Annotated in this window: 26 protein-coding genes and 1 tRNA gene; 16 read left to right on the top strand and 11 right to left on the bottom strand. The window is 63.3% G+C overall.

All coding sequences use genetic code 11. The annotated features are described in order from the left end of the window. Positions 1–50: 50 nt before the first annotated feature. The 3 genes from CXR25_RS15745 to CXR25_RS15735 all read left to right on the top strand — a co-directional run bounded on the left by CXR25_RS15745 (position 51) and on the right by CXR25_RS15735 (position 2096). Positions 51–911 (top strand): DsbA family protein, encoded by an 861-nt coding sequence (locus CXR25_RS15745; protein WP_101597852.1) that lies wholly within the window; start codon positions 51–53, stop codon positions 909–911. Positions 912–1070: 159 nt separating this feature from the next. Continuing rightward, positions 1071–1146 (top strand) — tRNA-Thr (locus CXR25_RS15740). Between the two features lie 236 nt (positions 1147–1382). Further along, complete coding sequence (locus CXR25_RS15735; RefSeq protein ID WP_226823656.1) at positions 1383–2096, top strand: hypothetical protein; 714 nt, start codon at positions 1383–1385, stop codon at positions 2094–2096. 104 nt (positions 2097–2200) lie between these two features. Here CXR25_RS15735 and CXR25_RS15730 read toward each other — a convergent pair whose 3' ends face one another. From CXR25_RS15730 to CXR25_RS15700, 7 genes are all read right to left on the bottom strand, one after another. Further along, positions 2201–2794, bottom strand: a complete 594-nt coding sequence (locus CXR25_RS15730; RefSeq protein WP_009881854.1) for a hypothetical protein — start codon at positions 2792–2794, stop codon at positions 2201–2203. Positions 2795–2947: 153 nt separating this feature from the next. Continuing rightward, positions 2948–4414, bottom strand: coding sequence for an ABC1 kinase family protein (locus CXR25_RS15725; RefSeq protein ID WP_009881855.1), 1467 nt, complete (start codon positions 4412–4414; stop codon positions 2948–2950). Positions 4415–4526: 112 nt separating this feature from the next. Further along, a complete protein-coding gene (locus tag CXR25_RS15720; RefSeq protein ID WP_081448512.1) occupies positions 4527–5804 on the bottom strand; it encodes an MFS transporter in 1278 nt (425 codons plus the stop codon). Between the two features lie 62 nt (positions 5805–5866). Next, positions 5867–7054 (bottom strand): sensor histidine kinase, encoded by a 1188-nt coding sequence (locus CXR25_RS15715; protein ID WP_083248833.1) that lies wholly within the window; start codon positions 7052–7054, stop codon positions 5867–5869. Next, on the bottom strand, positions 7051–7773 hold the full coding sequence (locus tag CXR25_RS15710) for a response regulator transcription factor (RefSeq protein ID WP_035278265.1): 723 nt from the start codon (positions 7771–7773) through the stop codon (positions 7051–7053). Before CXR25_RS15710 ends, CXR25_RS15715 begins: the two co-directional genes overlap by 4 nt. A gap of 150 nt (positions 7774–7923) precedes the next feature. Then, entirely contained in the window at positions 7924–8292 is a 369-nt protein-coding gene (locus CXR25_RS15705) for a hypothetical protein (RefSeq protein ID WP_125240782.1), read from the bottom strand. After that, on the bottom strand, positions 8289–8900 hold the full coding sequence (locus tag CXR25_RS15700; RefSeq protein WP_009881861.1) for an ArsR/SmtB family transcription factor: 612 nt from the start codon (positions 8898–8900) through the stop codon (positions 8289–8291). The genes CXR25_RS15705 and CXR25_RS15700 overlap by 4 nt, the downstream gene beginning before the upstream one ends. A gap of 94 nt (positions 8901–8994) precedes the next feature. Between CXR25_RS15700 and CXR25_RS15695 the strand changes: the two genes are divergently transcribed. The 4 genes from CXR25_RS15695 to CXR25_RS15680 are packed head-to-tail and all read left to right on the top strand — an operon-like array spanning position 8995 to position 12386. Beyond that, entirely contained in the window at positions 8995–10119 is a 1125-nt protein-coding gene (locus CXR25_RS15695) for a M4 family metallopeptidase (protein WP_096157545.1), read from the top strand. After that, positions 10116–10508 (top strand): hypothetical protein, encoded by a 393-nt coding sequence (locus CXR25_RS15690; RefSeq protein WP_125240781.1) that lies wholly within the window; start codon positions 10116–10118, stop codon positions 10506–10508. Before CXR25_RS15695 ends, CXR25_RS15690 begins: the two co-directional genes overlap by 4 nt. 49 nt (positions 10509–10557) lie before the next feature. Then, positions 10558–11514, top strand: a complete 957-nt coding sequence (locus CXR25_RS15685) for a tryptophan 2,3-dioxygenase (RefSeq protein WP_009881863.1) — start codon at positions 10558–10560, stop codon at positions 11512–11514. Positions 11515–11558: 44 nt separating this feature from the next. Beyond that, positions 11559–12386 carry a PaaX family transcriptional regulator gene (locus tag CXR25_RS15680; RefSeq protein ID WP_226829625.1) on the top strand — a complete coding sequence of 276 codons (828 nt, stop codon included), beginning with the start codon at positions 11559–11561 and terminating at the stop codon, positions 12384–12386. Positions 12387–12388: 2 nt separating this feature from the next. Here CXR25_RS15680 and CXR25_RS15675 read toward each other — a convergent pair whose 3' ends face one another. Continuing rightward, entirely contained in the window at positions 12389–13159 is a 771-nt protein-coding gene (locus tag CXR25_RS15675; protein WP_009881865.1) for an alpha/beta hydrolase, read from the bottom strand. Beyond that, positions 13156–13950 carry an SGNH/GDSL hydrolase family protein gene (locus CXR25_RS15670; RefSeq protein WP_009881866.1) on the bottom strand — a complete coding sequence of 265 codons (795 nt, stop codon included), beginning with the start codon at positions 13948–13950 and terminating at the stop codon, positions 13156–13158. Before CXR25_RS15670 ends, CXR25_RS15675 begins: the two co-directional genes overlap by 4 nt. Before the next feature lie 176 nt (positions 13951–14126). On the opposite strand from CXR25_RS15670, the gene CXR25_RS15665 reads away from it, so the two are divergent. Both CXR25_RS15665 and CXR25_RS15660 read left to right on the top strand, forming a co-directional pair. Then, positions 14127–15407, top strand: coding sequence for an amidohydrolase (locus tag CXR25_RS15665; protein WP_009881867.1), 1281 nt, complete (start codon positions 14127–14129; stop codon positions 15405–15407). Continuing rightward, positions 15404–17146 (top strand): threonine/serine exporter family protein, encoded by a 1743-nt coding sequence (locus tag CXR25_RS15660; protein ID WP_069600859.1) that lies wholly within the window; start codon positions 15404–15406, stop codon positions 17144–17146. Before CXR25_RS15665 ends, CXR25_RS15660 begins: the two co-directional genes overlap by 4 nt. A gap of 24 nt (positions 17147–17170) precedes the next feature. Here CXR25_RS15660 and CXR25_RS15655 read toward each other — a convergent pair whose 3' ends face one another. After that, positions 17171–17872: a uracil-DNA glycosylase gene (locus CXR25_RS15655; RefSeq protein WP_029416622.1), complete on the bottom strand. Its 702-nt coding sequence runs from the start codon at positions 17870–17872 to the stop codon at positions 17171–17173. A 163-nt stretch (positions 17873–18035) separates the two neighbouring features. Between CXR25_RS15655 and CXR25_RS15650 the strand changes: the two genes are divergently transcribed. From CXR25_RS15650 to CXR25_RS15625, 6 genes are all read left to right on the top strand, one after another. Next, on the top strand, positions 18036–19502 hold the full coding sequence (locus CXR25_RS15650; protein WP_009881870.1) for an aldehyde dehydrogenase family protein: 1467 nt from the start codon (positions 18036–18038) through the stop codon (positions 19500–19502). Between the two features lie 304 nt (positions 19503–19806). Further along, positions 19807–20073: a DUF3263 domain-containing protein gene (locus CXR25_RS15645; protein ID WP_009881872.1), complete on the top strand. Its 267-nt coding sequence runs from the start codon at positions 19807–19809 to the stop codon at positions 20071–20073. A gap of 2 nt (positions 20074–20075) precedes the next feature. Next, positions 20076–20699, top strand: a complete 624-nt coding sequence (locus CXR25_RS15640; RefSeq protein WP_009881873.1) for a LytR C-terminal domain-containing protein — start codon at positions 20076–20078, stop codon at positions 20697–20699. Between the two features lie 357 nt (positions 20700–21056). After that, positions 21057–21260 (top strand): cold-shock protein, encoded by a 204-nt coding sequence (locus CXR25_RS15635; protein ID WP_009881874.1) that lies wholly within the window; start codon positions 21057–21059, stop codon positions 21258–21260. A gap of 405 nt (positions 21261–21665) precedes the next feature. Continuing rightward, entirely contained in the window at positions 21666–23303 is a 1638-nt protein-coding gene (gene groL, locus CXR25_RS15630; RefSeq protein ID WP_009881875.1) for a chaperonin GroEL, read from the top strand. Between the two features lie 93 nt (positions 23304–23396). Then, the gene (locus CXR25_RS15625) at positions 23397–23780 is read left to right on the top strand and encodes a nuclear transport factor 2-like protein (protein ID WP_125188244.1); all 384 of its coding nucleotides are present in this window, start codon (positions 23397–23399) and stop codon (positions 23778–23780) included. A gap of 55 nt (positions 23781–23835) precedes the next feature. Here CXR25_RS15625 and CXR25_RS15620 read toward each other — a convergent pair whose 3' ends face one another. Next, positions 23836–24612: a DUF1707 SHOCT-like domain-containing protein gene (locus CXR25_RS15620; RefSeq protein ID WP_009881877.1), complete on the bottom strand. Its 777-nt coding sequence runs from the start codon at positions 24610–24612 to the stop codon at positions 23836–23838. Positions 24613–24664: 52 nt separating this feature from the next. Between CXR25_RS15620 and CXR25_RS15615 the strand changes: the two genes are divergently transcribed. After that, positions 24665–25414: a TSUP family transporter gene (locus CXR25_RS15615; protein ID WP_009881878.1), complete on the top strand. Its 750-nt coding sequence runs from the start codon at positions 24665–24667 to the stop codon at positions 25412–25414. Positions 25415–25574 lie beyond the last annotated feature (160 nt).

Here is a 25574-nt window from a genome sequence, read left to right as displayed (position 1 = left end):
CCCACGGTCCGAGGCCGGGCCGACGTCAGACGATCGCAACGTGAGGAACAATGGCGAAGAACAATTCCGGTGACAATCGGCGGAACCAAGCACGTGAGAACGCGCGTCAGATCGCAGCGGCTCAGGCCAAGAAGGAGAAGACCGCCAAGACCATCCTCTACGTGGGGATCGGCGTCGTCGTGGTCGTTGTGGCCGCGGTCGTCGGTGTTCTCATCTTCCAGCAGAGCAAACCGGGCATCACCCCGGCCAACTACGTCGCCAACGGTGTCAGCATGGCCAAGGACGGCGAAGTGGTGCAGCCGAAGCAGCTGCCCGACGGTGAAGAGTCAGATCTGCCGACCCCTGCCGAAGCCGGTGCCAAGAAAAACGCCGCGACCGTGACCGTCTACTTCGACTTCCAGTGCCCAGGCTGCAAGGCGTTCGAAGAAGCCAACACTCCGACTCTGGAGAAGCTGGCCGACGAAGGTTCGATCGTGCTTGACTACAAGCCGGTGTCGATCCTCGACCGGATGTCCAGCGGCAATGAGTATTCGACCCGTGCCGCCAACCTCGCGGCCTGCGTCGTCGACTCCCAGCCTGAAACCGTCAGGGACTTCTTCCCCGCGATGTATGCTCAGCAGCCCGAAGAGCAGGGCAATGGCCGCACCGATGAGGAACTGCTCAAAGTCGCCGAAGAAGCCGGTGTCGACACCTCGAAGAAGCTCACCTCCGACCCTGAGCAGACCGTCGAGAGCTGCGTCACGGACCAGTCGTTCAAGGACTTCGTTGAGAAGTCGTCGAAGGAGGCCCTCGACAGCGGAGTGGAAGCCACTCCGTGGGTGCTCATCAACGGCAAGCAGACCGACAAGACCAGCGACCCGCAGGCGCTGACCTTGGAGATCCTCAAGGCCACCGGCGAGTTCAAGGGCTGACTTCGTCCATCAGCATCGGTCGACCGCCGCCGAGGTGGCAGTCGGCCGATGCCCGGACGTGAAGTCCGTACGGTGAAGTTACCCTCGCGTCCGTTTTGTCGCCGCGAAGGTGAATGGACTACTATCGTGTAGGCGCAGACGGCATCGTTTCGCCGCCACGCCTCCCTAGCTCAGTTGGTAGAGCACCGCTCTTGTAAAGCGAAGGTCATCGGTTCGAGTCCGATGGGGGGCTCCACGTAACCGGGCCAGACAGTTCACTGTCTGGCCCGGTTCTTTTCTGCCCCGGTGAGGGTGCGTCACGCATGCGCCTCCGCCCGTCACAGGTGCGCCACACATGTGCGACGGCCAGTTGTGTCAGATCTGCCACGCAGTGTGCTGTGATCATCACCTGCTCCCCAGGCCGTGTGCCATAGAGTCTCTTCTTGTCAGGGCCAATGAGTCGTCAATCACGCAGCTCATGCAGCGCCCATCATGTCGAAAGGGAAACCGATGAACCGCACCGGACGCCACTCAGCCCGAATCCTCACCCAGACCTCCGCCTTGGCCTTTGCCGCCGTATTGGCACTGTCAGCCTGCGGCAGCAATGACACAGCGGCGGATGAAGCCCCCGAAGACGCAGCACCCAGCCAATCGCAGGGCGAAGCCCTCGAAGCCGAAGAGCCCGCAGAGGAGACCACGGACGAGACAGCGGCTGAGACCACAGAGACGGACGAGGCCGAAGGCATGAGCGACAAGGCCGAGGGCACCGAGGTGGAGATCGGCACAGAGTTCACCGATGAGGAGACCGGGGACGTCATCACCTTCGTGTCCGCAGTCCGCAACAACCCCACGGAGTACTACGAAGCCGCCGACAACCCAGATGGGGAGATGGTCTACATCGAGGTGAAGGTGGAACCGGGCGACAGCTACGGCGGCACCATCAGCGCATCGGACTTCTACCTCGACAGCGCCGGCGAAGAGGCCAACTACGCATCGAGTGCCAAAGACGAACTCAAGGATGCCGGTTTTGAGTATTTCGACCTCGCGCCGCGCCGCGATGGAGAGCACACGGGCTACGTTCCGATCTACGTGAGTGAAACAGCCGACGTGCTCAAAGGGACCTACCTTCGTCCCGAGGCGAAGGTGCTCGGCGAGGACAAGAAGGTCCCCGAATTCAGCTCTGAGTTCGAGGTCCCCGCCACCTGACCAGAAAGCAGCAGGGCGCTCATTGAGAAGACCCCGCGTTCTCCACAGCAGTGCAGAACGCGGGGTCTTCTCATGTGCTCTGACTATCGTCAAGGCAGCCGTGCTCAGACCAGGCCCGACGTCTCCTCTTCGAGTTCGCGGGTGTGTGAGACTGTGAGCCCGAGGAGCGTGAGCACGGCACTTGCGAGGACGGTGATGAAGAGCGTCGACTGCTCGTTGAGTGCATATCCGTAATACGTCAGACCCTGACCGGAGGCGATATAGCTCTGCATCCAGCCGGTCAGCCAGCCGCCTCCGAGCCCGCCGACGAGAGAGACCAATCCTGAGATCAGGATCGTCAACGGCCAGCGGTTCGAGGCGACTGCGTCTGCGCCGGATGAGGCGATGAACGCGGCGTATCCGATGATGAGGGCGATGAAGCCGATGATCGTCAATGCGACCGCAATTCCATAGGTGATGATGGGCCAGGTCGAGACCGCTGATGCGTCGATGAGGACGGTCAGGTTGGTGTCGGCGACATGCACCGACTCCGATATCGGCTCATGAGCCTCGCTGTCCTGCAGACGCATGGTGATCTGCTTGTCCTTGAGGAGGGTGAACAGCGGTCGGAAGATGTCGACTCCGGCGACAGCGACACCTGCGGCGAAAATCCCTCCAGTGAATGTGCTGATCTGCTTCTTCCGGTGCTGTGTGAGCATTGCGCTCCTTCTCAGCTCGGTGCCGTCAATCAATGGCTTCATATCGTTAATCGATGTATCGAAAAACGATAACATACCGTCTGTGTCCAGCGAGAATACAGAACCAGGTGCCCTGGAGAGGGTGTGAGTCGACGAGGTTGGCCGCGTGCGGCCCTAACCGTCGACGCCGCGTTTGAACACGAGCATGAGGGAGCGCATGCTCAGCACGAAGCCGCCGAAGAGCAGGACGAATCCGAAGAATGCGTACAGGTGGATGCCTTCGGTCAGCAGTGGTCCCTCCTCGCTGGTGATGAGCATGATCGAACCCAGGACGGCGGCGCCGGCGAGGACGGCGACGATGAGCTGCTGGAACAGGCTCGTGAGGAACCGTCGATCCGAAGGGTTCTCCAACACGCGCATGTTCATCGAGAAACGGCCCTGCTCGAGGTCCTCGGTGATCTTGTTGATCCGCCGAGGCATGCGGTCGATCATCGGCAGGATCTGCATCGCACGACGCTGGAGCTCATCGGTGATCTTCGTCGACTTCAGCTTGCTGCGCATGAGGCGGTTGCCTTCGTTGCGGGCAACGGCGACCACGTCAAAGGTGGGATCGATGACCAGCAGTGCTCCCTCGACCGAGGCCAGTGCCCGGAAAGCAGCGCTGATCGGGGCCGGGACCGAGAAGCGATGGGCCAGAACCAGGTTGAACAGGTCGTCGAAGAGCTTCTGCCCGTCATAGGACTGGCTTCCGCCGCCGTAGCGGGTGAGCAGTTCGCCGACGGCACGTTCCACGGCCCGATCGTCGAGATTCTCCGGGCGGCCGAGGAGTTCGATGATGGAGTCCGTGGCACCGGCGCTGTCGTTCTGGTCGATCGAGTAGAGCATGAGGCCCAGGGCCGTCTGCGTTCCCGGGTCGAGCCTGCCGACGGCCCCGAAGTCCAGGAGCCCCAACCCGCCGTCGGGCATGATGAAGATGTTGCCCGAATGCAGGTCCGCGTGGAAGACGCCGTCGGTGATGATCTGCTCGAGTGTGGCTCCCAGCAAAGTGGTGGCCAGCCCTTTTCGCTCCTTATCGGAGAGTTCAGCCAGGATCTTCCCCGCCGAGGACACCGGTCGCCCGGGCAGTTTGTCCATGATGAGGAGCCTCTCGCTCGAGAACTCCGGGTAGCTGTGGGGCACGGTCACGGAGAACTTGCCCGATCGCCGGAGGCTGTCCTCGATGGCACGCATATTGCCGAGCTCGATCCGATAGTCCAGCTCCTCCTCGAGGGAATTGGCGAACCCTTTCGCCAGCTTCTCGATCCCCAGATCCTGACCCCACACAGTGGTCTTGTTCAGCCAGCTGGCCAGACGCAGGATGATGTCGAGATCCTGATTGACCTGGTTGAGGGCCTTGGGCCGTTGGACCTTGACGATGACATCGGTGCCGTCGAGCAGTGTGGCTTCATGGACCTGCGCCACCGAGGCTGCGGCCAGGGGTGTGGCATCGATGCGGGAGAACACGTCGCTCAAGGGCCTGCCCATGCGCTCGATGATCGCCGGTTCGATGACCGACCAGGGCTCGGGGGAGACCTGCGTCTGCAGCAACTCCAGTTCGTGGACGTAGGCGGGAGGCAGCACATCACGACGGGTGGAGAGCATCTGTCCGAGCTTGACGAAGGTGACTCCGGCCTCCGAGAGCGAGTTCTTCAGTGCCCGGTCGTCACCAGCCTAATCGGTGTTCGCCGATTCTCAGGGTGGATCGGGACTCGGCTTATCCTCGGCGCATTCGACCGGGCAGGCCGATCTGCTTGGCCCAGATGAGCACCCACACCGCGCCGAGGATGGCGAAGAGTCCGGGGAACAGGATTCCGAAGCGCAGTGAGGCGAGGGTGATGACCAGTGAGATGAGGGCCGGGCCGCCCAGCTTGCCGCCGTTGGAGAAGATCGCCCAGATGCCGAGGAACCGGGCCCGCCCGATCGCCGGTGACAGGTCGGCTCCGATCGTCATGTTCACCCCGGCACCGAGGCCGTTGCCCACGGCCATGATGGCCACGGCGATGACCATGCCACTCAGGCTGGGCACAAGCACCATGACGACGAATCCGGATCCGAAGATCGTCAGGCAGGCCACCAGGGTCGCCACCCGCCCGAGGTGGTCCTTGATGTATGCGCCGAGGAACATGAAGACGAGTTCGAGGCCCGCGCCGAAGGCGATGAGCAGGGAGATCGATGATTCTCGGAGGCCGATGTCGATGCCCCAGAGCTGGATCACCACAGGTTGAGCCGATCGGGCCACGGTCAGGGCGATGATCGAGATCCCGACGAGGACCACGGCCTTCCACCTCACCTCCAGGCGCGGCCGAGGTGGCTTGTGCGGATGGCCGGCCACCTCCTCGGCGAGGGTGGGGTCCTTCGAAATATCGGCACCGTCACCCGCATGGGCGCTCGCCTCGGTGCCAGCCGATCCGCGGTCGGGGTAGCCGGGGATGCGGGCGATCGGCAGGGCCATGATGATGATCGCGGCGACGGCGGCGAGGGCTGAGAGCACGAAGACCGACCAGAGCGGGAAGATGAGCATGAGCCCGGCACCGACGATCGGGCCCACGAGGTTGCCCACCCGCTGAGTCCCGCCCAGCGCGGTCATCGCCTTCGCCAGATCCTGCGGAGGCATCACCTCGGCCACAACGGCCTGACGGGCCAGGTTCCACACATCGGAGACGGGAGCGAAGAGCATGAGCCCCACCGTGTAGAGGATCAGCGAGGCGGGGGAGTCCCAGATGAAGGCGGCGACGATCCCGCCGAGGACCACAACCGCGGTGGCCGTGGCCACGAGCATCGCCCGGAAATCGCCGAGGCGGTCGATGAGCATCCCGGCCGGCACCGTCGCTGCCAGGGAGACCGCACCCATGATGCCGACGATGGCGGCCGCGAAGGAAGCGCTCGAGCCGAGCTGAAGCGCACCCAGGACCATGACCGGAAGTATCGCTCCTATGCCGACGGCGAAGAGAAGCGACGGCGCGAGGACCGGCCACAGAATGGGTTTGAGCACCAGGCCAGTCTAGTCCGGCGCTGTGTCCGTCTTCCTCGACCGCACCGGCGGAGAACCGTCGCTCAGACGGCAGGGGCGATTGCGGGCAGACACACCTCGAACCGGGCACCTGATTCGGTGTTGGAGACCCCGACGGTGCCAGAATGCGCCTCGACGATGCCGCGGACGATGGCCAGACCCAGCCCGGCATTGCCGGTGAGGACCCCACCGCCATTGACTGTCGGGTCCCCGGTGATCAAATCGTCGTCGGGAGTGCGCGCCGGAGAGCCTCGCCACCCGGTGGTGAAGACCTCGGTGAGAGCCTCGGCCGGGACCCCACCGCCGGTGTCGCTGACGGTGAGCACAGCTTGTCCCTCACCATTTCGGCTCGTCTCGAGCACGACCTCGGTGTCCTGGGACGAATGCTGCAGGGCATTCATGAGCAGATTCTCGACCACCCGAGTCAGCTCACGGGGGTCACCGGCCACGATGACGTCGGTGAGTCCGCGCTCATGGACCGCGATGCCCTTGGCCGCGGCGACCGGTCGCAGATCGGACACCGCATCCGAGACGAGGTCGTAGAGGCTGACGTCGATGGTTTCCAGCTCGAGGGCACCCGACTGGATCCGTGACAGGGCGAAGAGGTCATCGACCATGCGTGAGAGTCGATCGATCTGGATTCGGATCTTGGCATAGTAGCGCTGCCGATCCTCGATCATCCCGTCCTCGAGAGCCTCGGCCATGGCCTTGAGCCCGGCCATCGGAGTTCGCAGATCATGGGCGATCCAGGCGATGAGCTCGCGTCGTGAGCGATCGAGCGCGGCCACCTCATCGCGGGAGTCCGCGAGCTTGCGGCTGGTGGCGACGAGCTCGGCGCGCAGCAGCGCCGTCTCCGAGACATCCTTCGGGTCACTGAGATCACCGAGGCGATGGCCCTCACCCATTTCGGCGGTGAGACTCCGCAGGTCCTCGTACTCGCGGGCGATGAGCCGACCGAGGAACCAGGTCACGACCATGGTCGAGAGCAGGGAGGCGAGGGCCACGGTGAGGAACACATAGAGGTCGTGCTCGGACAGGTACATCGCCGCGGAGATTGCGACCATCCCGGTGAGGACTGAGACCAGGGTCGTGGCGACGATGATGGACAGGCGCGCTCTCAGCGATCGGCGGCGGCTGAGCCACAGCGCACCGACGCCGATGATCCCGATCCCGGCGGAACAGACAATCGCGACGAGGAAGATGGCGGCCATCTCCGGCAGCGGAAGCATCATCGTAGCTCCTCCTCGACATCGAATCGGTAGCCGGCGCCCCAGACCGTGGACAGAAACTGTGCATGGGAGGGATCGTCCTCGATCTTCTCCCGCAGCCTGCGCACGGTCACGGTGATCGTCGACGGGTCGCCGATCTCCCACCCCCAGACGGAGCGCAGCAGGGTCTCCCGGTCGAAGACCTGGTGAGGGTGTTTGAGGAAGAATGCGAGCAGGTCGAATTCGCGAGCAGAGACCTCGAGTGGGATCCCGTTCCGGCTGACCCGGCGTCCGGATACGTCGAGGTGGAAGGGGCCCAAGCGAAACGGTGCTTCCGGTGTCGACTCGTCCACGGTGCGCTTGAGGATCGACTGGACTCGCAGGACGAGTTCCCGAGGAGAGAACGGTTTCGTGAGATAGTCGTCGGCGCCGGACTCGAGACCATCGATGCGGTCCTCCGTCGCGGACAGCGCCGTGAGCATGAGCACCGGGACCGCAGTGAACGAGCGCAGACGGCGACACACTTCGGTGCCGTCGATGCCCGGCAGCTTCCGATCGAGAATGACGAGGTCGGGGACCAGCTCGGCGACGGATTCGAGCGCCTGGAAGCCGTCGGCGACCTCATCGACGAGGAAGCCCGCGTTGCGCAGATAATTGCGCGCAACCTCGGCGACAGTCGGATCGTCCTCGACGAGGAGGAGCCTGCGGTCTCTGAGGTCGGGGTCTCCTGGCGCATCAGTCATGATCTCAGTGTAGAAACCTCTGTTCCCCGGGCCAAGGTGCATGACACGGTCACTGCGGGCCATCTCGGCGAACTCGAATGGGATCGAATCGTCCATCGGCGCCGAGGTGGAAGCGTGAGTCACGTATGAGGGCTCGCCTTGAGGACGGGGTCAGTTCGGGAGGCCGATGAAGTGCCTCATATCGTGGGCCTTCGCGGCATCGACCCGGCGTGCGATCTCGTCCGCGCGGGCTGCTGGGCCAACTGCCGGGCGAAGCGCGTGCCTGCGGCCTGCTTCGATCAGCCACACGCCGAGGCGGACCATGGCCCGATTGAGCCCGTGAAGTCGCATATCCGATGAGGTAGTCAGCAGCTCGGCTGCCGTCTCGGAGCTGTGCGGGGAGGCTGAATTAGCACGGGACTTCGTAGCTGGCAGGTCGTCGAGGAAGATCTCGCGAGTGGTGGTGGTCGTGCGCTCGACGATCCTGCCGGGACCTCGTGGGAAGGTCGGTGGTCTGATCGGGCTGATGAGGGTGCTCATGATGGTGTTTCCTCTCCATCGGTCAAGGGGAAGGCATTGAACTGGATCTGCACGGGACGGGAGCCGGGGTCGTTGCGGCCCCGGAACTCCGTGACGATTGCGTCGATCGTGTTGTGAACCCGATCGTTGATCTCCCGCAGTTGGGCAGGCGTCACGTGCACGTTGCTCGTGTCGACCGCCGCGGCATCGGCCCACACATCGGGCAGCAGATCATCCGAGTTGAGGACATCGACGAAGTCCTCAAGCGCCCGGGTGCCGTTTCTGGTCCATTCGCGCAGAATGAAGCCGGCCGAGGCACCAGCGGAGGGATCCTCCTTGGCGGTGTGCCGACTGACATCGATGGCCCCCGGGGAGCGATCCCACCACTTCGCTCGTCCTCCGGAAGGGCCATCGACCTGGTGGATGAAGTTGTGGCGGGCGAGCTGACGCAGGTGGTAGCTCGTTGATCCGGTCGATTCGCCGAGCCGGCTGGCCAGGCTGGTCGCCGTCTGCGGTCCGAACTTGGACAGCGCGTCGTAGATCTCGACGCGCAGCGGATGGGCGAGCCCCTTGAGTGCTTCGGGGCCAAGGGTTCGGATCGGTGTCGGGGAATCTGGTGTGTCAGCCATAATGCAAAGATACGCTTGCAAAGAAGTCTTTGCAAGGAAAAGTTTGCACGAATTTTCCTATTCGATGCATGGGCAGAGGTGGCACCCTGGACATATGAGTCTTCGACACGTCATTCCGCCGTACCTGCTCGATGCGATCGCCGAACGCGGAGGCGAGAAGTTCCCCCGAGCCGCCCGCGCCGCGCGCAGCTGTCAGGTCTCCGATGAGTCCTGTCGCAACCTGCGGGCCGAGGGGCTGCGCTATACGCCGGTGGCCACGTCCGCTGGGGGAGCGCAGGACTCCGAGGCCGCGATGCACTCGCAGGTCACCGGCGCCAGCGCCGGGGTGAACCGCCTCATCCACGACGCGCAGGGCACCGAAACCCTGCCGGGATCCCTCGTGCGCAGCGAAGGCGAGGACGCAGTGTCCGACGAGGCGGTCAACGAGGCCTACGACGGGCTCGGTGCCTCCTATTCGCTCTTCGCCGAGGCCTTCGAGCGCAATTCGCTTGACGGCAAAGGGATGCCGCTCATCGCCAGCGTCCACTACGGCCAGGACTACGACAACGCCTTCTTCGACGGACGGCTCATGGTCTTCGGCGACGGTGACGACGAGGTCTTCACCGGCTTCACCGGGTCGCTGTCGATCATCGGCCACGAACTCAGCCACGGCGTCATCAGCCACACCGCCGACCTCGAGTACCTCGGGCAGCCCGGTGCCCTCAACGAGCACTGCGCCGACGTCTTCGGTGCCCTGACTGAACAGCATGACTCCGGTCAGGAAGCCGGGGACGCCACCTGGCTCATCGGAGCCGGCATCTTCACGCCCGAGGTCACAGGCCAGGCCCTGCGCTCCATGCTTGCGCCGGGCACCGCCTACGACGACGATGTCCTCGGCAAGGATCCCCAGCCTGATCATATGGACCGCTACGTCACCACGGATTCGGACAACGGCGGGGTCCACCTCAACTCCGGAATCCCCAACCGCGCGTTTGCGCTCGCTGCCACCCGCCTCGGCGGCCAGGCCTGGGAGACCGTGGGGCAGGTCTGGTACTCCGTGCTGACCGGTGACGACATCACCACTCGCACCGATTTCGCGGGCTTCGCAGCCCTGACCATCGCCGAGGCGGTCGCCCAGTTCGGTGAGGGATCCGACGTCCACGATGCGCTCGTCCAGAGCTGGGATGCCGTGGGCGTGACTCGCGGTGCAGGGCGGGGAAATGTCGGGAGCAGCTGGTGAGTGAGGAAGGTTCGTCTCCTGCGTCCGGCGAATTCGGCCATCTCATAGTCGAGCGCAGCGGTGGAATCGCCGGGCTTCTGCTGGTCTGGGACCTCGACATCGATTCGAGCGAGCACCGGGCGAGCATCGGACCGAAGGTGGCAGAGCTCCCATGGCCGAATGACTCGGCAGGGCACGTCGATGGCGGTGCCGGGGTGAAGGCCAATGGTGGGGCGGCGGGCATTGGTGCTGGACCTGGTGCTGGTGCTGACTGTTACGTCTATGCGATCGAGAGTCGCTTCGGTCTGGTGCGTTTCGGTGAGACCGAGATGCCGGGGGAGTGGAAGAGCCTCGTCGAGCAGGTCCGGGAGATTGCAGCCCCTGAACGGCGCAGGCCGGGAACGGAATGATGTTGCGTATCTGATCCTCTCGGTCGATAACTGCAATACACTGGCTGTCATGACTCATGACGACTCCACGGCGGAGAACAACGAGCGGGATCTTGAAGACGGAATCCACACGGATCTGAGGTCGACGATGACCTACGGTTCCTATCTTCACCTCGACCGACTGCTCGACGCCCAACATCCTGTCAGCGACCCGGTTCATCACGACGAGCTGCTGTTCATCATCCAGCACCAGACCACGGAGCTGTGGTTCAAGCTGGTCATCCATGAGCTCGTCGATGCCCGACGTCTCATCGCCGATGACCAGCTCCCGCTGGCACTCAAGCGCATTGCCCGCGTCAAGCACATTCAGAAGACCCTGACCGAGCAGTGGTCGGTCCTCGCAACCCTGACGCCGAGCGAATACGTCGGGTTCCGCGACGAACTCGGCAAGTCTTCGGGATTCCAGTCCTGGCAGTACCGGGCCGTGGAGTTCCTGCTCGGGAACAAGAACGCCGGCATGCTGCAGGTCTTCGACGGTGAACCCGAGGCCCGCGCACAGCTCGAGAAGTACCTCAACGAGCCCAGCGTCTACGACGAATTCCTCCGTGCCCTTGCCCGCCGCGGACTCCCGGTGCCGCAACGACTGCTGGACAGAGACGTGTCCGTGGCGCACACCTTCGATGAGGAACTTCTCGACACTTTCCGGATCATCTACGAGAACCCCGAAAAGTACTGGCAGGAGTACGAAAGCTGCGAGGAGCTCGTCGACCTCGAGGAGAACTTCCAGTTCTGGCGCTACCGCCACATGCGCACGGTGCTGCGCATCATCGGCATGAAGCGAGGAACAGGCGGTTCGAGCGGTGTTGGCTTCCTGCAGAAGGCACTCGATCTCACCTTCTTCCCGGAGCTCTTCGACATCCGCACCGGCATCGATAACGGACCCGGCACAGCGACGGGTCCGGGCACGGCGCGCGCGAAGAACTCTACGGGCGGTCATGGTTCCGCTTCAGGCTGTCCGGGGCTCTGAGACCGATCGTCGATCTCGATCACACCTCCGGCAGCCCCACCTCTTTGCTGCGGACCTTCGTCGGTCTTCACCTGCGTGACCTGGGCGGTTGGATCCGAGTCGCTGCCCTGCTCGATCTTCTCGCCACCGCCGGGGTCTCGAACTCCTCAACTCGCAGCGCCGTGTCGAGACTCAAGGGCAAGGGACTGCTCATTCCGGACAAGCGGGAGGCAGTAGCCGGATATCGTTTGGACTCGGCGGCCGTGTCCGGACTTGAACGCGGGGATCGGAGGATCTTTACCTACCGTGGTCAGAGAGATGACGAGCCCTGGTGCCTGGTGTCCTACTCCCTGCCCGAGGTGGACCGGTCGAAGCGGGTGCAGCTGCGTCGAACACTGATGGGGTTGGGATTCGGAGCGGTCACCGACGGGCTGTGGATTGCGCCCGGGCATCTGCGCGCCGAAGTCGAGGACGCCCTGGAGGGCCTTGACGTGCGAGACCGGGCGACGATCTTCATCACGCAGACACCCCTGACCGCTGAACCCTTCGCTCAAGCGGCGGCGAAATGGTGGGAGCTGGACACCCTGGCTGCCAGGCACACCGAATTCCTTGACCGGTACGAACACGCTGCGCCACTGTCGGAGAACTCAGCCCCACTGCCAGAGAACTCAGCGCCGAAGTCGTCTCTCGAACCGCGTGAGGCGTTCGTTCTGTGGCTGCACTGCGTCGACGAGTGGAAGGCGATCCCCTACGTCGATCCGGGCCTTCCACCCAGCGCCCTGCCCTCGGACTGGCCCGGGATGAGAAGCGTGGAACTCTTCGCACAGCTGCGCCGCACCCAGGCGGAGCCTGCCCGTGCCCACGTCCGGGAGATCAGCTCAGCAGAGTCGTGAGATCAGTTCAGCAGGGTCTTAAGCACAAGCGGGAAATAGGGCGAATCGGGGTCGACGAGATCGGCGTGATCGGCGCCCTCGGCGACGGACAGCCGTGCCGGGAACGTCCGAGAGAATGCGACGTCGACCGTCTCATCACGGTCCCCGTGGACGATGAGCAGATCCGCCCGCGCGGGAATGAGTACCGCCCTCGAGCGCGGATCCTCCCGCAGGTACGGTGCCAGATCCTGCTCCGGTCTCGCGCCCATGTAGTCGAGCACAGCCCCCTCACCCAAACCGTCCTCGACCTCCCGGAACAGGTCCGTGACCGGGGCCAAGGGCCGCAGTCGGAACTCGGGCCCGTCCGTACGGAGGTGGCTCGCCCACGCCAGCACCAGGCACCCTCCGGCCGAATGACCGGTCACAGTGAGACTGCGCCGTGCCCGATCATTGACGCCCCAGTCCGACAACGAGTCGTATGCAAAGGTGAGGGCGGCGGTGACGTCGGCGGAGCAGTTGGGCTGCCCGCCTACGCGCCGGTATTCGATGAGTACGCACAGCACCCCCGCCTCGGCGAGGGCCGCGGCCATGGGCCTGGCATGGGCGAGGTCCGTGCGCTCACGGAAGTAGCCGCCGTGGACGAAGAACACCGTCGCCGAGGCGGTGCTCGGGTCGCCGTGGACCTCGAGGAACTGATCGGCCTCAGGCCCGTAATCACATCGGAAGAAGTCCCGCTGCGAGTCCAGCGCCGAACCGGCGGCACCTAGTGCCGCGAAACGATCGCTCTGGCTCATTCTGGTTTGCGCACTCGGGTGAGTTCAGGAATCTTCGCATCCAGCTTGTCGCCGGAGGACTGCCCGCGCAGGCGTCGGCCGACCCAGGGGCCGAGGTATTCGCGTGCCCACTTGGACTCTTCGCTCATGGCCGCCCGAATCGGACGCGTCGGTCGAGCCGGCATAGCGAAGCCGGTCACCGGCAGGGAATGCCCGCTTTCCAGCGTGGCCAGGGCCTGACTGGCCACGAGCTCATGGCCCTTGGGTGAGAGGTGAATTCTGTCATCGGCCCACATGTCGCCAGCGTAGAGCTGCCGCAGCCCCCAGACGTCAGTCATATGGCAGCCATGTCGCTGCGCAATCGACCACAGGTGCGCGTTGTAGATGCCCACGCGCGGGCGCACGGCGCGGATCAGGGGTGAGGCGATCTCGGTGTCGAAGCCGTTGCACATGAGCACCTCGATGCCGGCCTCGCGAAAGGCGATGACGGCACGTTCGAACTGGTCGGCCAGGTCATCGATATCGGCTTTCGGGCGCAGACAGTCATTGCCCCCGGCGCAGAAACTGACCAGGTCGGGTTTGAGGTCAAGTGCCTTGGGCACCTGCTCTTCTATGATCCGGTCAATGAGACGCCCACGGATGGCGAGGTTGGCGTAGGTGAGTTCGGGGCTGCCTGCGGGGGAGTCGACGAGCTTGTCAGCAAGGCGGTCGGCCCACCCCAGGTAGCGATCGTCTGCGCTCGGATTGTGGTCCATGAGCCCTTCACTGAACGAATCGCCGATGGCGACATACGAGGTGATGGTCTGGAGCATTGGGGTCCTTCTCTCATTGATTCTCTGACTCCGAACTATACTGAATCGGCCTTGCCGGAATCAGCCGGGACTGCGACAGATTCTGGTGGCCCCGCGTCATGACCTGTGCTGATCGCCTGGCGTAGACTCGATTCGAGACGGATCTCATCGTTGACGGCAACTGCAAGAGGAGCACAATGTATCGTTCGATTCCGGTTCCCGAGATCACTGATTTCGCCATCACGAATGCTCGGATTCTGCCCATCGCAGATGCCAAGGGGCAACGTGTCGAACCAATCGATTCCGGCACGATCCGGGTCTCCAACGGCACGATCACCTCAGTGGAATCCGGCACCGTCACCGCTGCGGATCTGCCGGCCGACACTGAGCTCATCGATGCCGGGCAACGCTGGGTGCTGCCGGGATTCATCGAAGCCCACGGCCACCTCGGCGTCCATGAGGATGGTGAAGGCTGGTCCGGTGACGATACGAACGAGATGACCGACCCCAACGGTGCCGGCGTGCGTGCCCTCGACGGCATCGACCCGTCCGAGATCGGATTCAAGGACGCCCTGCGAGGAGGCGTCACCTCGGCGCTGATCAAGCCCGGATCCGGCAATCCGATCGGCGGGCGCACCGCCTTCGTGAAGACTTGGGGACGGATCGTCGACGAGATGCTCGTGACCCAGGACCTGTCCGTGAAGTCGGCCCTGGGAGAGAACCCGAAGCGCGTCTACGGCGAGAAGAACGTCACCCCATCGACCCGCATGGGAACCGCGAAGATCCTCCGAGATGCCTTCGTCGATGCCCAGAACTACCTGGCCAAGCGCGCCCACGCCGGGTCGGAGGGCACTCCCTTCGAACGTGATCTCGTCAAGGAGACCTTGGCGGATGTCCTCGAGGGCAAGCTCGCCTTCGACCAGCACTGCCACCGCGCCGATGACATCGCCACGGCCATCCGCCTGTCGGAGGAGTTCGGCTACCGTCTCGTCATCAACCACGGCACCGAGGGCCACAAGATCGCTGACTACATCGCCGACAAGGGCATCGACGTCATCCTCGGACCGCTGATGACCAGCCGGTCGAAGGTCGAGCTGCGCGACAGGTCCCTGGCAACCGCGGGCGCACTGGCCAAGGCCGGGGTGCGCATCGCACTGACCACCGACCATCCGGTCATCCCGATCAACTTCCTCATCCACGAAGCCTCCCTGGCAGTCAAGGAAGGCCTCGATCCCGTCGTCGCGCTCGAAGCGCTGACCATCAACCCCGCCGCGATCTTCGGCCTCGAGGATCGTCTGGGTTCGCTGGCTCCCGGCCGCGACGCCGACCTCGTCATCTGGTCCGGTGACCCGCTGGACCTGAACTCCCGCGCCGATCAGGTGTTCGTGACCGGCCGCAAGGTCTACGAATTCGACGCCGCCGCAGGCACCGCCGATGTTGCGGACCCATTCGGCCCGACTCTCATCAGTGAGCCGTGACGAACGACAACACTGAAGAAGCACCCACCGCCGAGGTACCGGTCGACGCACAGTCGTCGTCCGGACCTGAACACGGGACGAATAAGGCCGAAGCCGGATCCTCGGCACTGCAGGAACTGCTCGAACTCTCCCGTCAGCAGCGGCTCCAGGAGCTGCGCGAGGCACCGACCGGTCAACTGAAGTCCGATGAGGACAGCCCCGCGGGTGCGAGTTCACCGAAGACGACGACGGCCAAATCCAAACCCAAGGCCGAACACAAGGGCGCCTCCCAGCGGATTGCTCAGCGCGTGGCCAGGCGCACCGTGGGCAGGCTCGTGTCCGGCACCTCGGTCAACACCCAACCGGTGCCCATCGTCACCGCCCTCAAAGGCAGTCCGTACAAGGCTCCGGTGCAGGCCAGCGAGCCCAACGAGGACGAGGCCAGAATGGTCCTCGACCTCGCCGCCGACATTGCGGCGATCATGATGCGCGCCGGGGCCGGAACCTCCGACATCGAGGTCTCCGTCATCGCGGCCTGCGCCGCCTTCGGACTCACGACTGCCCAAGTGGATCTGACTTCGAACACCCTCACCGTGCACTATTCGACGTCCGACGGTCGTCTCATGACCGTCATGCGCGTCAACCGGGGCGAATCCATCCACTTCGCGAAGCTCGGCTCCGTGCATAAGCTCGTCACCGATCTGGTCGCGGGCAATCTGGGATTCAACGATGCCCGGAGTCGCCTCGACGCCATCCGGTACCAGCGCCGTCCCTATCAGGAATGGTTCGTCACCGGTGCCTGGGGAATGATGGTCGGCAGCCTGGTCGTGCTGTTGGGCGGCGGAGCGATTGCTGCCGGTCTCGGCATCGTCATGTCGATCATGATCAGTCAGGTCGGCAGGATGATCGGCCGCACCGCCCTGCCGAGCTTCTTCATCACCGCACTGCAGGCGGCGATCGCGACCCTGGTGGCGATGGTGGCCGGCAACTTCGGCATCATCGAATCGCCGCAATACCTGGTAGCCGCCGGCATCGTCCTGCTGCTGCCCACACAATCACTGTATTCCTCGGTCCAAGATGCCCTGACGAACTTTCCGCTGACCGCCGCCGGGCGCATGGTGGGGGTGGTCCTGACCCTGGCTGGCATCGTCTCGGGCATTGCCCTGGGGGTCGTCACGGGCGAAGCGATCGGACTCGATGCGATCGAAGTCTTAGTCCCGAAGACCAGTGTCCACGTCATCTCAGCAATCGTGTCGATGGTGGCCGCGGCTGTCGTGGCCATGGCCGGCGTCATCGGCATGCAGTCCACGAGGCGGTTCATCCTGCCCGCCGCGTTCGTCGGCCTCGCCTCCTACATCACGATGACGGCGCTGACGATACTGGCCATCGACAATGTCCTGGCCAGTCTGTTGGCGGCGACCGTGACAGGATTCCTGGCGCGACCGCTGTCCCTGCGTCTGGGCGCACCCGCCATCGTGCTGATGATTCCCGCGATCTACACACTGCTGCAGGGCCTGTCGATCTTCACCGCCGTCTATCAGATCGTTGCCGAATCGGAGACGACGTCCTTCGCGGTGGGACTGTCCTCGCTGTTCACCGCGATCCTGGCCAATGCGGCACTGGCTGTCGGCGCCGTGCTCGGCAGCTACCTGGCCAGGCCGCTGAAGAACCTCAAGGCCGATGCCGTGGAGAAGACCGCCGAATCCGCGCGATCGAACGAATCGACGATCACCCTGGACACGGTCGAGCCCCGAGACTGAGGACGCAAACCTGGGGCTGCGGAATCAGTTCTGGGCCGGGAGGCCCCAGTCGATGGGCGCGAGGCCCTTCTGCTCGAGCAGCTCATTCGTACGGGAGAACGGCTGGGAACCGAAGAAGCCCCTGCTGGCAGACAATGGTGAGGGGTGCGCGGATTCGATGATGGCGACCTCGGAGCGACCCGATTGCAGCATGGGGGCGAGGTTCCTCGCATCCCGGCCCCACAGTATTGCCACAAGCGGCTGATCTCGGTCGACGAGTGTCGCGATCGCGGCTTCGGTGATGGCCTCCCAGCCGCGTCTGCGGTGGGATGCAGGTTCGCCCGTGGACACCGTGAGCACCCTGTTGAGCAGCATGACCCCCTGCCGCGACCAGGCCTGCAGATCACCATGGGCGGCTGGTTCGATGCCCAGGTCCGCCTCGATCTCCTTGTAGATGTTCTTCAGTGACCGGGGGAGTGGGCGCACATCGGGATCGACGGCGAAGGACAGACCGATCGCATGTCCGGGCGTCGGATAGGGATCCTGTCCGACGATGAGCACCTTCACCTCGGCGAGGGGATCGGCAAAGGCACGGAACACCTTGTCACCGCTGGGCAGGTAGCTGCGCCCGGCGGCGATCTCCTCACGCAGGAAATCGCCCATGGCGTGGATGCGTTCGGCCTGGTCGGACAGTGCGGCGGCCCAGTCGGGGGACATGATGTTCGTGAGCTCAGCGGTGGACGTCATGGCCGCGATTCTACCGATGGTGCGAAGGTGGGTGCCGATGTGCACGCAACGCAGACGAGGTGTGCATCATCGCCTACTGCTCCGCCATTCTTTTCGGATGGGGGCAGGCGATATGCTCGTCGGAGAGAGTTCAGCGGAGAGCTATGTAGGTGAAAGGATCACAATGTCGCAATTTCCCGAGGCCACGAACTGGAAGATGTTCATCGGCGGAGAATGGGTCGAAGCTGCCGACGGTGACAGGAAAGACGTCATCACCCCCATCGATCGCAACGTCGTGATCGCCACTGTGGCCAATGGCAAGGAAGAAGACGCCGACCGCGCCGTCAAGGCCGCCCGGAAGGCCTTCCCCGAATGGGCCGCGCTGCCGTTCAAGGAACGCCAGAAGATGCTCATCCGCTGCGCGGACGCACTCGAAGCCGGCTCCGAGGAGCTGGCCCAGCTGACAGCGATAGACACCGGCAACGCCATCCGCACCCAGGCACGCCCGGAGACGATCATCCTGGCCGACCTGTTCCGCTACATGGGCGGTGTCGCAGGTGAGGTCAAGGGCAACACCCTGCCTGCTGGTGACGGACAGCTGCAGTACACGAAGCGCGTGCCGCTGGGTGTCGTCGCCGGAATCCTGCCCTGGAACTCGCCGCTGATGATCGCGGCCTTCAAGACACCGGCCGCACTGGCCGCAGGCAACACGATCGTCCTCAAGTGCGCCGAGGATGCGCCGCTGACGATTCTGAAGATGGCTGAGCTGCTGGCCGACATTCTGCCGGCAGGCGTCCTCAACGTCGTCACCGGCAAGGGTTCGGTCATCGGCGAGGCGCTCAACGTCCACCCCGACGTCGACAAGGTCTCGTTCACCGGTTCGACGAACGTCGGCCGTCACGTCGCCGAGCTGGCAGGCGGACGCCTCGCCCACTCCTCGATGGAACTCGGCGGCAAGAGCCCCAACATCGTCTTCCCCGACTCCAACGATGACGACACCCTCCAGCAGGTGCTGCTCTCGACCCGCTTCGCACGTCAGGGCCAGTCCTGCACGATGGGTTCACGCCTGTTCCTGCACGAGGACATCTACGACGACTTCCTGGGCAAGCTCGTCGACGCTGTGTCGAAGATGAAGGTCGGTGACCCTCGCAACGAGGATTCAGACATCGGCTGCATCATCAACGAGAAGCAGTACAACCAGGTCTCGGACTACATCGAGATGGGCAAGTCGATGGACGGCGTCGAGATCGCCTACGACGGTTCGGACTCACTCGAGGTCGGCGAACCCGGTTTCTACCACGCACCGGTCATCTTCTCCAAGGCCAAGAACGAATGGCAGACCAGCCAGGAGGAGATCTTCGGACCCGTCCTCTCGGTCATTCCCTGGAAGGACGTCGACGAGGTCATCGACATGGCCAATGACAGTGAGTTCGGTCTCGCTGCCTTCGTCTTCACAAGGAACGTCGATGCCGCACTGACCATGGCCAACCGGATCGAGTCCGGCTGGGTCCAGGTCAACCAGGGCGGCGGACAGCTCGCCGGACAGTCCTACGGCGGCATGAAGACCTCAGGCTTCGGCCGCGAGGCCTCGCTCGAGGGCATGCTCGAAGGCTTCACCCAGATCAAGCAGGTCAACATCCGCATCCGCTGACCAGCACATATCTGAGCAGCCCGAATCTGACCGGCGATCCGCCAAGGACCGTCGCAGCAGCACTGTCGACCCACTCGGCTGCGGCCGGTTCACCCACTGTGGTGAGCCGCCTGCAGCAGGGTGGGTCGGCTGCTTCCCACGGGGTAACCAGGAGATCCCCCGGAGGTGGAAGGTGCCGGAAGAAGGCGCCGAGAGACGCATGAATCCGCGCCCGCAGGGCAGCGACGGCGCGCCGGGAATTTCAGTCCTGTCCTCCGGGCGATAATATAGAAGCAACGATTCTTCTCGAAGGAGCACAACCTCTATGCCGCAGAACCAAGGCGCCCCCGAACTGAGTGAGCTCGAGGTGTCCGTTTTGGAGTTCGAGCGGCGGTGGTGGAAGTACGGTGGAGCCAAGGATCACGCGATCCGTGAGCGGTTCGACATGTCTGCCACCAGCTACTTCCAGATCCTCAATTCCCTGCTCGACAACCCTGCCGCACTTGCCAGTGACCCTATGCTGGTCAAACGCCTGCGTCGCATCCGCACTACGCGGCAGAGCGAACGTGCACAAGCCCGCGTCTCGAGGTAGACATGACTGACGAATTCGACGAGATCGAACCCGGACGACGCAGTGGAGCCCATCGACAGGACTCCTCGGCGCAATCGAACGTCGGTGCCATCGCGCTGGTCATCATCCTCGCACTCGTTGCCGTTCTGCTCGTCGTCGCGGCCATCAACATCATCACGTCTTCGATGAAGGACCCCGAGGACAACGTTGCCGACTCCGGATCCGATAAGACCGCCTCGGCGAGCCCATCGCCGAGTGAAAGCGAAGTCAGCGTCGCCGATTCGGACCTCAAAGTTGACGTACTCAATGGTTCGGGAGTCTCCGGAGTTGCGAAGAAGTTCTCCGAAGCAGTGGAGGAGAAGGGCTGGGGCATCGGCCAGGTCGGCAACTATTCGACCGGGCTGAGCGTCTCCACGGTCTACTACTCGGACGAGTCGAATAAATCTCAGGCGAAGATGGTCGCCGACGCACTCGGAATCGAGGCCACGGAAGCCTCGACGGACTTCGACGCCGACATCACCGTCGTCATCTGCTCCGACATCGCCGAGCGCGGACCCGAGCCCAGCGAAGGCGGCTCCGGCGAGGGAGATTCGGCCGAAGGCGGCGCAGATTCCGGCTCGGCCGGGGCTACCGACAACAACGGCTGAGGCCCACGCGCCAGCTCGTTGTTGTTTCCAGCAGCGCATTTCTCATTCACGCCGGTGAAGTCGGTGATCGACGAAGGTTTCGTACCGGAAATGACGCCGTCGAAAACACCTTGATAACGAATTGGTAACAGTGTTGAGCGGCCGGAGGACCCGTGCGGCGCTGGGGTAGAGTTGCATCAGCTAGGCAAGCACTGCCCTTGTGTTCTATTCGTGCTTCACCGAGATCATTCTCTAGAGGTCAATGAGAGAAATCGCGGGGTCGGTTGAGTTTTACTAGCTTCCGTTGTCCGCGGCGCGGCCAGACCGGTCGCAATGGGGTGACGGAATGTCAATGACACTGCACTGTATGGAGAAGTAATGGCACAAGGTACCGTCAAATGGTTCAACGCCGAAAAGGGCTACGGATTCATCACCCTGGAAGGCAACAACCAGGACGTGTTCGTTCACTGGAGCGCAATCCAGATGGACGGCTACCGCGCTCTCGAAGAGGGCCAGCAGGTTGAGTTCGAAGTTGGAGAAGGACAAAAGGGTCCTCAGGCGGAATCCGTCACCCTCCTCTGAGACTCACGTACGTAAAGTCTTTTGATCCGCTGCGGCGGGAAGACGGTGAGAGCCCGAATCCCTCCGAGCGGGGAAAGCGCCAAGCAGGCAACTGCTTGGCGCTTTTCAGTTGTCTGGCGCACAGCGGTCCACGCAGTGGACGGCACTGAAGTTTCGCGCTGGGCCGAACCGCACAATCCCGCGGAATCCACCCGATTCGAAGGCCCCGGGAACGCGCAATATTTGCACTCGCATGGGGAGAGTGCTAAATCTAGTACTGGTGAAAACCACTGGGTTTCTCATCAGTTGTCTCGAGAGCGTGGTCCATATGTGGAATGGAACATGCGGACCCACTCTCTGCCGTCGCGGGCGTTGACGACTGCTCTGGAATCCCACTCCACTCCATCAGGGAGGATCTAAGCCACTATGGCAAAGATGATTGCATTCGACGAAGAAGCTCGTCGGGGACTCGAAGCAGGTCTCAACCAGCTTGCGGACGCGGTCAAGGTAACCCTTGGACCCCGTGGCCGCAATGTCGTGCTCGAAAAGCAGTGGGGCGCTCCCACCATCACCAACGATGGTGTCTCCATTGCCAAGGAGATCGAACTCGAGGATCCCTACGAGAAGATCGGCGCTGAGCTCGTCAAGGAAGTCGCCAAGAAGACTGACGACGTCGCAGGCGACGGCACCACCACAGCTACAGTTCTTGCTCAGGCTCTCGTCCGCGAAGGCCTGCGCAACGTGGCAGCCGGTGCTGACCCACTCAGCCTCAAGCGCGGCATCGAGAAGGCTGTTGAAGCCGTCACCGGTGTGCTGCTTGAGAACGCCATCGACATCGAGACCAAGGAACAGATCGCCGCTACCGCCGGTATCTCCGCTGGAGATCCTGCTATCGGTGAACTGATCGCCGAGGCCATCGACAAGGTCGGCAAGGAAGGCGTCGTCACCGTCGAAGAGTCCAACACATTCGGACTCGAGCTCGAACTGACCGAGGGTATGCGCTTCGACAAGGGCTACATCTCCGGTTACTTCGTGACCGACACAGATCGCCAGGAAGCTGTCCTCGAGGATCCCTACATCCTCATCGTCAACTCCAAGATCTCGAACGTGAAGGATCTGCTGCCCGTCCTTGAGAAGGTTCAGCAGTCCAACAAGCCGCTGTTCATCATCGCTGAAGACGTCGAGGGCGAAGCTCTTGCGGTTCTCGTGTTGAACAAGATCCGTGGCACCTTCAAGTCCGTGGCCGTCAAGGCTCCTGGCTTCGGAGACCGCCGCAAGGCTCAGTTGGCCGACATCGCCATCCTCACCGGTGGTCAGGTCGTGTCCGAGGAAGTCGGGCTCAAGCTCGACAACGTGACCACCGAACTGCTGGGCACCGCCCGCAAGGTTGTCATCACCAAGGACGAGACCACCATCGTCGAAGGTGCCGGAGACGCCGAGGAGATCGCAGGCCGGGTCGCACAGATCCGTGCCGAGATCGAGAACTCGGATTCGGACTACGACCGCGAGAAGCTGCAGGAACGTCTGGCCAAGCTGGCCGGCGGCGTTGCAGTCATCAAGGCCGGAGCCGCGACCGAGGTCGAGCTCAAGGAAACCAAGCACCGCATCGAAGATGCAGTGCGCAACGCCAAGGCTGCTGTGGAAGAGGGAATCGTCGCCGGTGGCGGCGTCTCGCTCATCCAGGCGGGCAAGACTGCCTTCGCCAACCTCGCACTCGAGGGTGACGAAGCAACCGGTGCCAACATCGTCAAGGTTGCCATCGAAGCTCCGCTGAAGCAGATCGCCACCAACGCCGGCCTCGAAGCCGGTGTGGTTGCCGATAAGGTCGCCAACCTCGAGCCCGGATTCGGCCTCAACGCCGCAACCGGTGAGTACGAGGACCTGTTGGCCGCTGGCATCAACGACCCGGTCAAGGTGACCCGCTCTGCTCTGCAGAACGCCGCCTCGATCGCCGGTCTGTTCCTGACCACCGAGTCGGTTGTCGCCGACAAGCCTGAGAAGGCTGCACCAGGTGCTGACGCAGCTGCTGCCGGTATGGACGGAATGGGCGGCATGGGCTTCTGATCAGCCCTTCTCGCTCGAAGAGCCGTGCCGGTACCCGAAAGGGTGCCGGCACGGCTCTTTTCGGTTCGAGAGACGTGCAGTAGCCTGGACGGTATGAACTTCACAGGCACAGATTCCTGCGGAAACAGCCCGAAGAACATGTTCGTAGCCAGGTTCGAGGAGAATCTGATCAACGGTGACAGAGAAGCCCTCGCCGAGGTGGTCGATGAGGACTGCATCCTCCAGATCGTGGGCAGCGGGGGAGTCGCGACCAGCACTGGTCGTGATGAGGTCCTCGCCGCTCTGCTGGGGCTGGCAGCCTCGAATCCCGTGGCCGGTCATCTCGAGGCCGCCATCACCCACGGCAAGGCCGCCGCGGCATGGGGGCAGTGGGAGAAATCGAGCGATGGTGAGGACATCCTGCACTTCTCACACACCTTCTGGTTCCGCACCAACAAGGCCGAGGAATTCGCTCAGATCCGGGTCTTCCAGCCCTGACGGGAGTGCTGTCCTGACGGGTGCGCTGCCCTGCCAGCGGACGTTTGTTTGTGCTTCAGTCCCAGGGGTTTCGGCGTCTGCGGCGACGCTCTTCGCGTCGTCGGCGCATCTCATCATGTGGTGAGTCTCGTCCCGGTGAGAAGGGCGGAGCCAGAGGGTGAGGTGGCTGCAGCCCGTGGCCGAACGTGTCCTCGGGGTCCTCGTCATCGTCACCGTCGTTCCTGCGCTCTTCGAGCTCGCGTTTGGCTTCAGCATCGCCGAGGTGCGCTCTGGCCCGCTTCGTCAGCTCGCGCTTCCGGTTGCGGATGAGGCTCTCCTTGTTGGAGATCTGTGAGATCGCGCCGAAGAGCATCGGCAGGATGATGAAGATCGGCCAGAAGAAGATGAGCCCGCCCGACGCAAATGAGGTGAAGGCCCAGATTGCGAGAGTGATGCCGGCAGGACCGGCGAACATGCCCAACAGTGCGTTCCGGACTCGGTCCCGGTAGTACTTCTGCGCGGCGGCATCGATCTGCTCAGGAGTGATCGGGACACGATCGCCATCCAACCGGGCCAGAGCCTGGGCGCGAGCGGAATCGTCGAGTTCTCCGGGTTCGACCTCGCCCGCCTCGGCGATGATGAGGTCCTGCACGAGCTCGGGCACCTCTCCCAAAGTCTTCAGACGGTTGGCTGCCTCACTGCGTTCATCGAATTCCTCCGCATCGATCTGACCCAGCGCATACGCCTCGGACAGCACATCGGTCACGACAGCGCGATCAGCGTCAGAAGCGCGCACCTGTCGGTAAGCGCGGGGATCAGCGCTGAATCGGGACCACAGGGGCGAGGCATTCATGACTCTTACTGTAACCCCGCCCAGATATGAGCCTTGAACTAGAATTGAGCAAATGGAACCCGTCATTGTGCTCATCCTGTTCGCGGTGTTCCTCGGGGCAGTATCTCAGCGGGTCACGGGTATGGGATTCGGCCTGGTCAGTGGGCCGTTCCTCGTGCTTCTGCTCGACCCGTTCTCCGGTGTCGTGCTCGTCAACATCTGCGGCATCGTCGCCAGCGGCACCGTCTTCGTTCGCACTTTCCGCGAGGTTGAGTGGGGCTCGTTCTGGAAGCTGTCGCTGGGTGCCGTGGTCGGCACGGTCCCGGGCGCTCTCCTGGCTGCGGCTCTTCCGGCCCCACCTCTGCAGATTCTCATCGGACTGCTCATCATCGTCTCCCTCATCAGCTCCATGATCATCGGCCGGATCGGTAAGACGATGCCGGCGAACTTCGGCACCAAATTCACTACCGGATTCCTCTCCGGAACGATGTCGGCCGCTGCCGGGGCAGGCGGGCCGGCCGTCAGTGCCTATGCTGTGCTGACGAGATGGGAACAGCGGAAGTTCGCCGCCACTCTGCAGCCGTTCCTCGTCGTGGGGACCACCTCGGCGGTCATCTTCAAGGCCGTGTTCGATCACGGCTCCTGGCCGCAGTTGGCGGCACCGACCTGGATCGGGATCGCAGCGGTGCTCGTCGCCGGGCTGGTCGGCGGTGACTGGCTGTCGAAGAAGATCGAATCCTCGACTGCGCGAATCGCTATGATCATCCTCGCCCTCGGCGGTGGAACTGCGACCCTCGTCAAAGGTCTCAGCCACCTGGCATGAGTGAGATGGACGCCGCGAGGGATGCCGGTCAAGGACCCAGGATTTGGGCCTGCCAACTGAGCGGATACAAGGTTTCGGCTCAGTCCCTTGTCAGACTCATCCGGCATACTGTGGAGTGACTCGTTTTGCTGGGAGGCATAGATCGTGGGAGCAGTATTCC

The sequence above is a fragment of the Brevibacterium aurantiacum genome (genome assembly GCF_003932995.1).
Lineage (GTDB): Bacteria > Actinomycetota > Actinomycetes > Actinomycetales > Brevibacteriaceae > Brevibacterium > Brevibacterium aurantiacum.
Note: the sequence above shows the minus strand (reverse complement) of the source record. Positions and strands in the feature narration are given on the sequence as shown.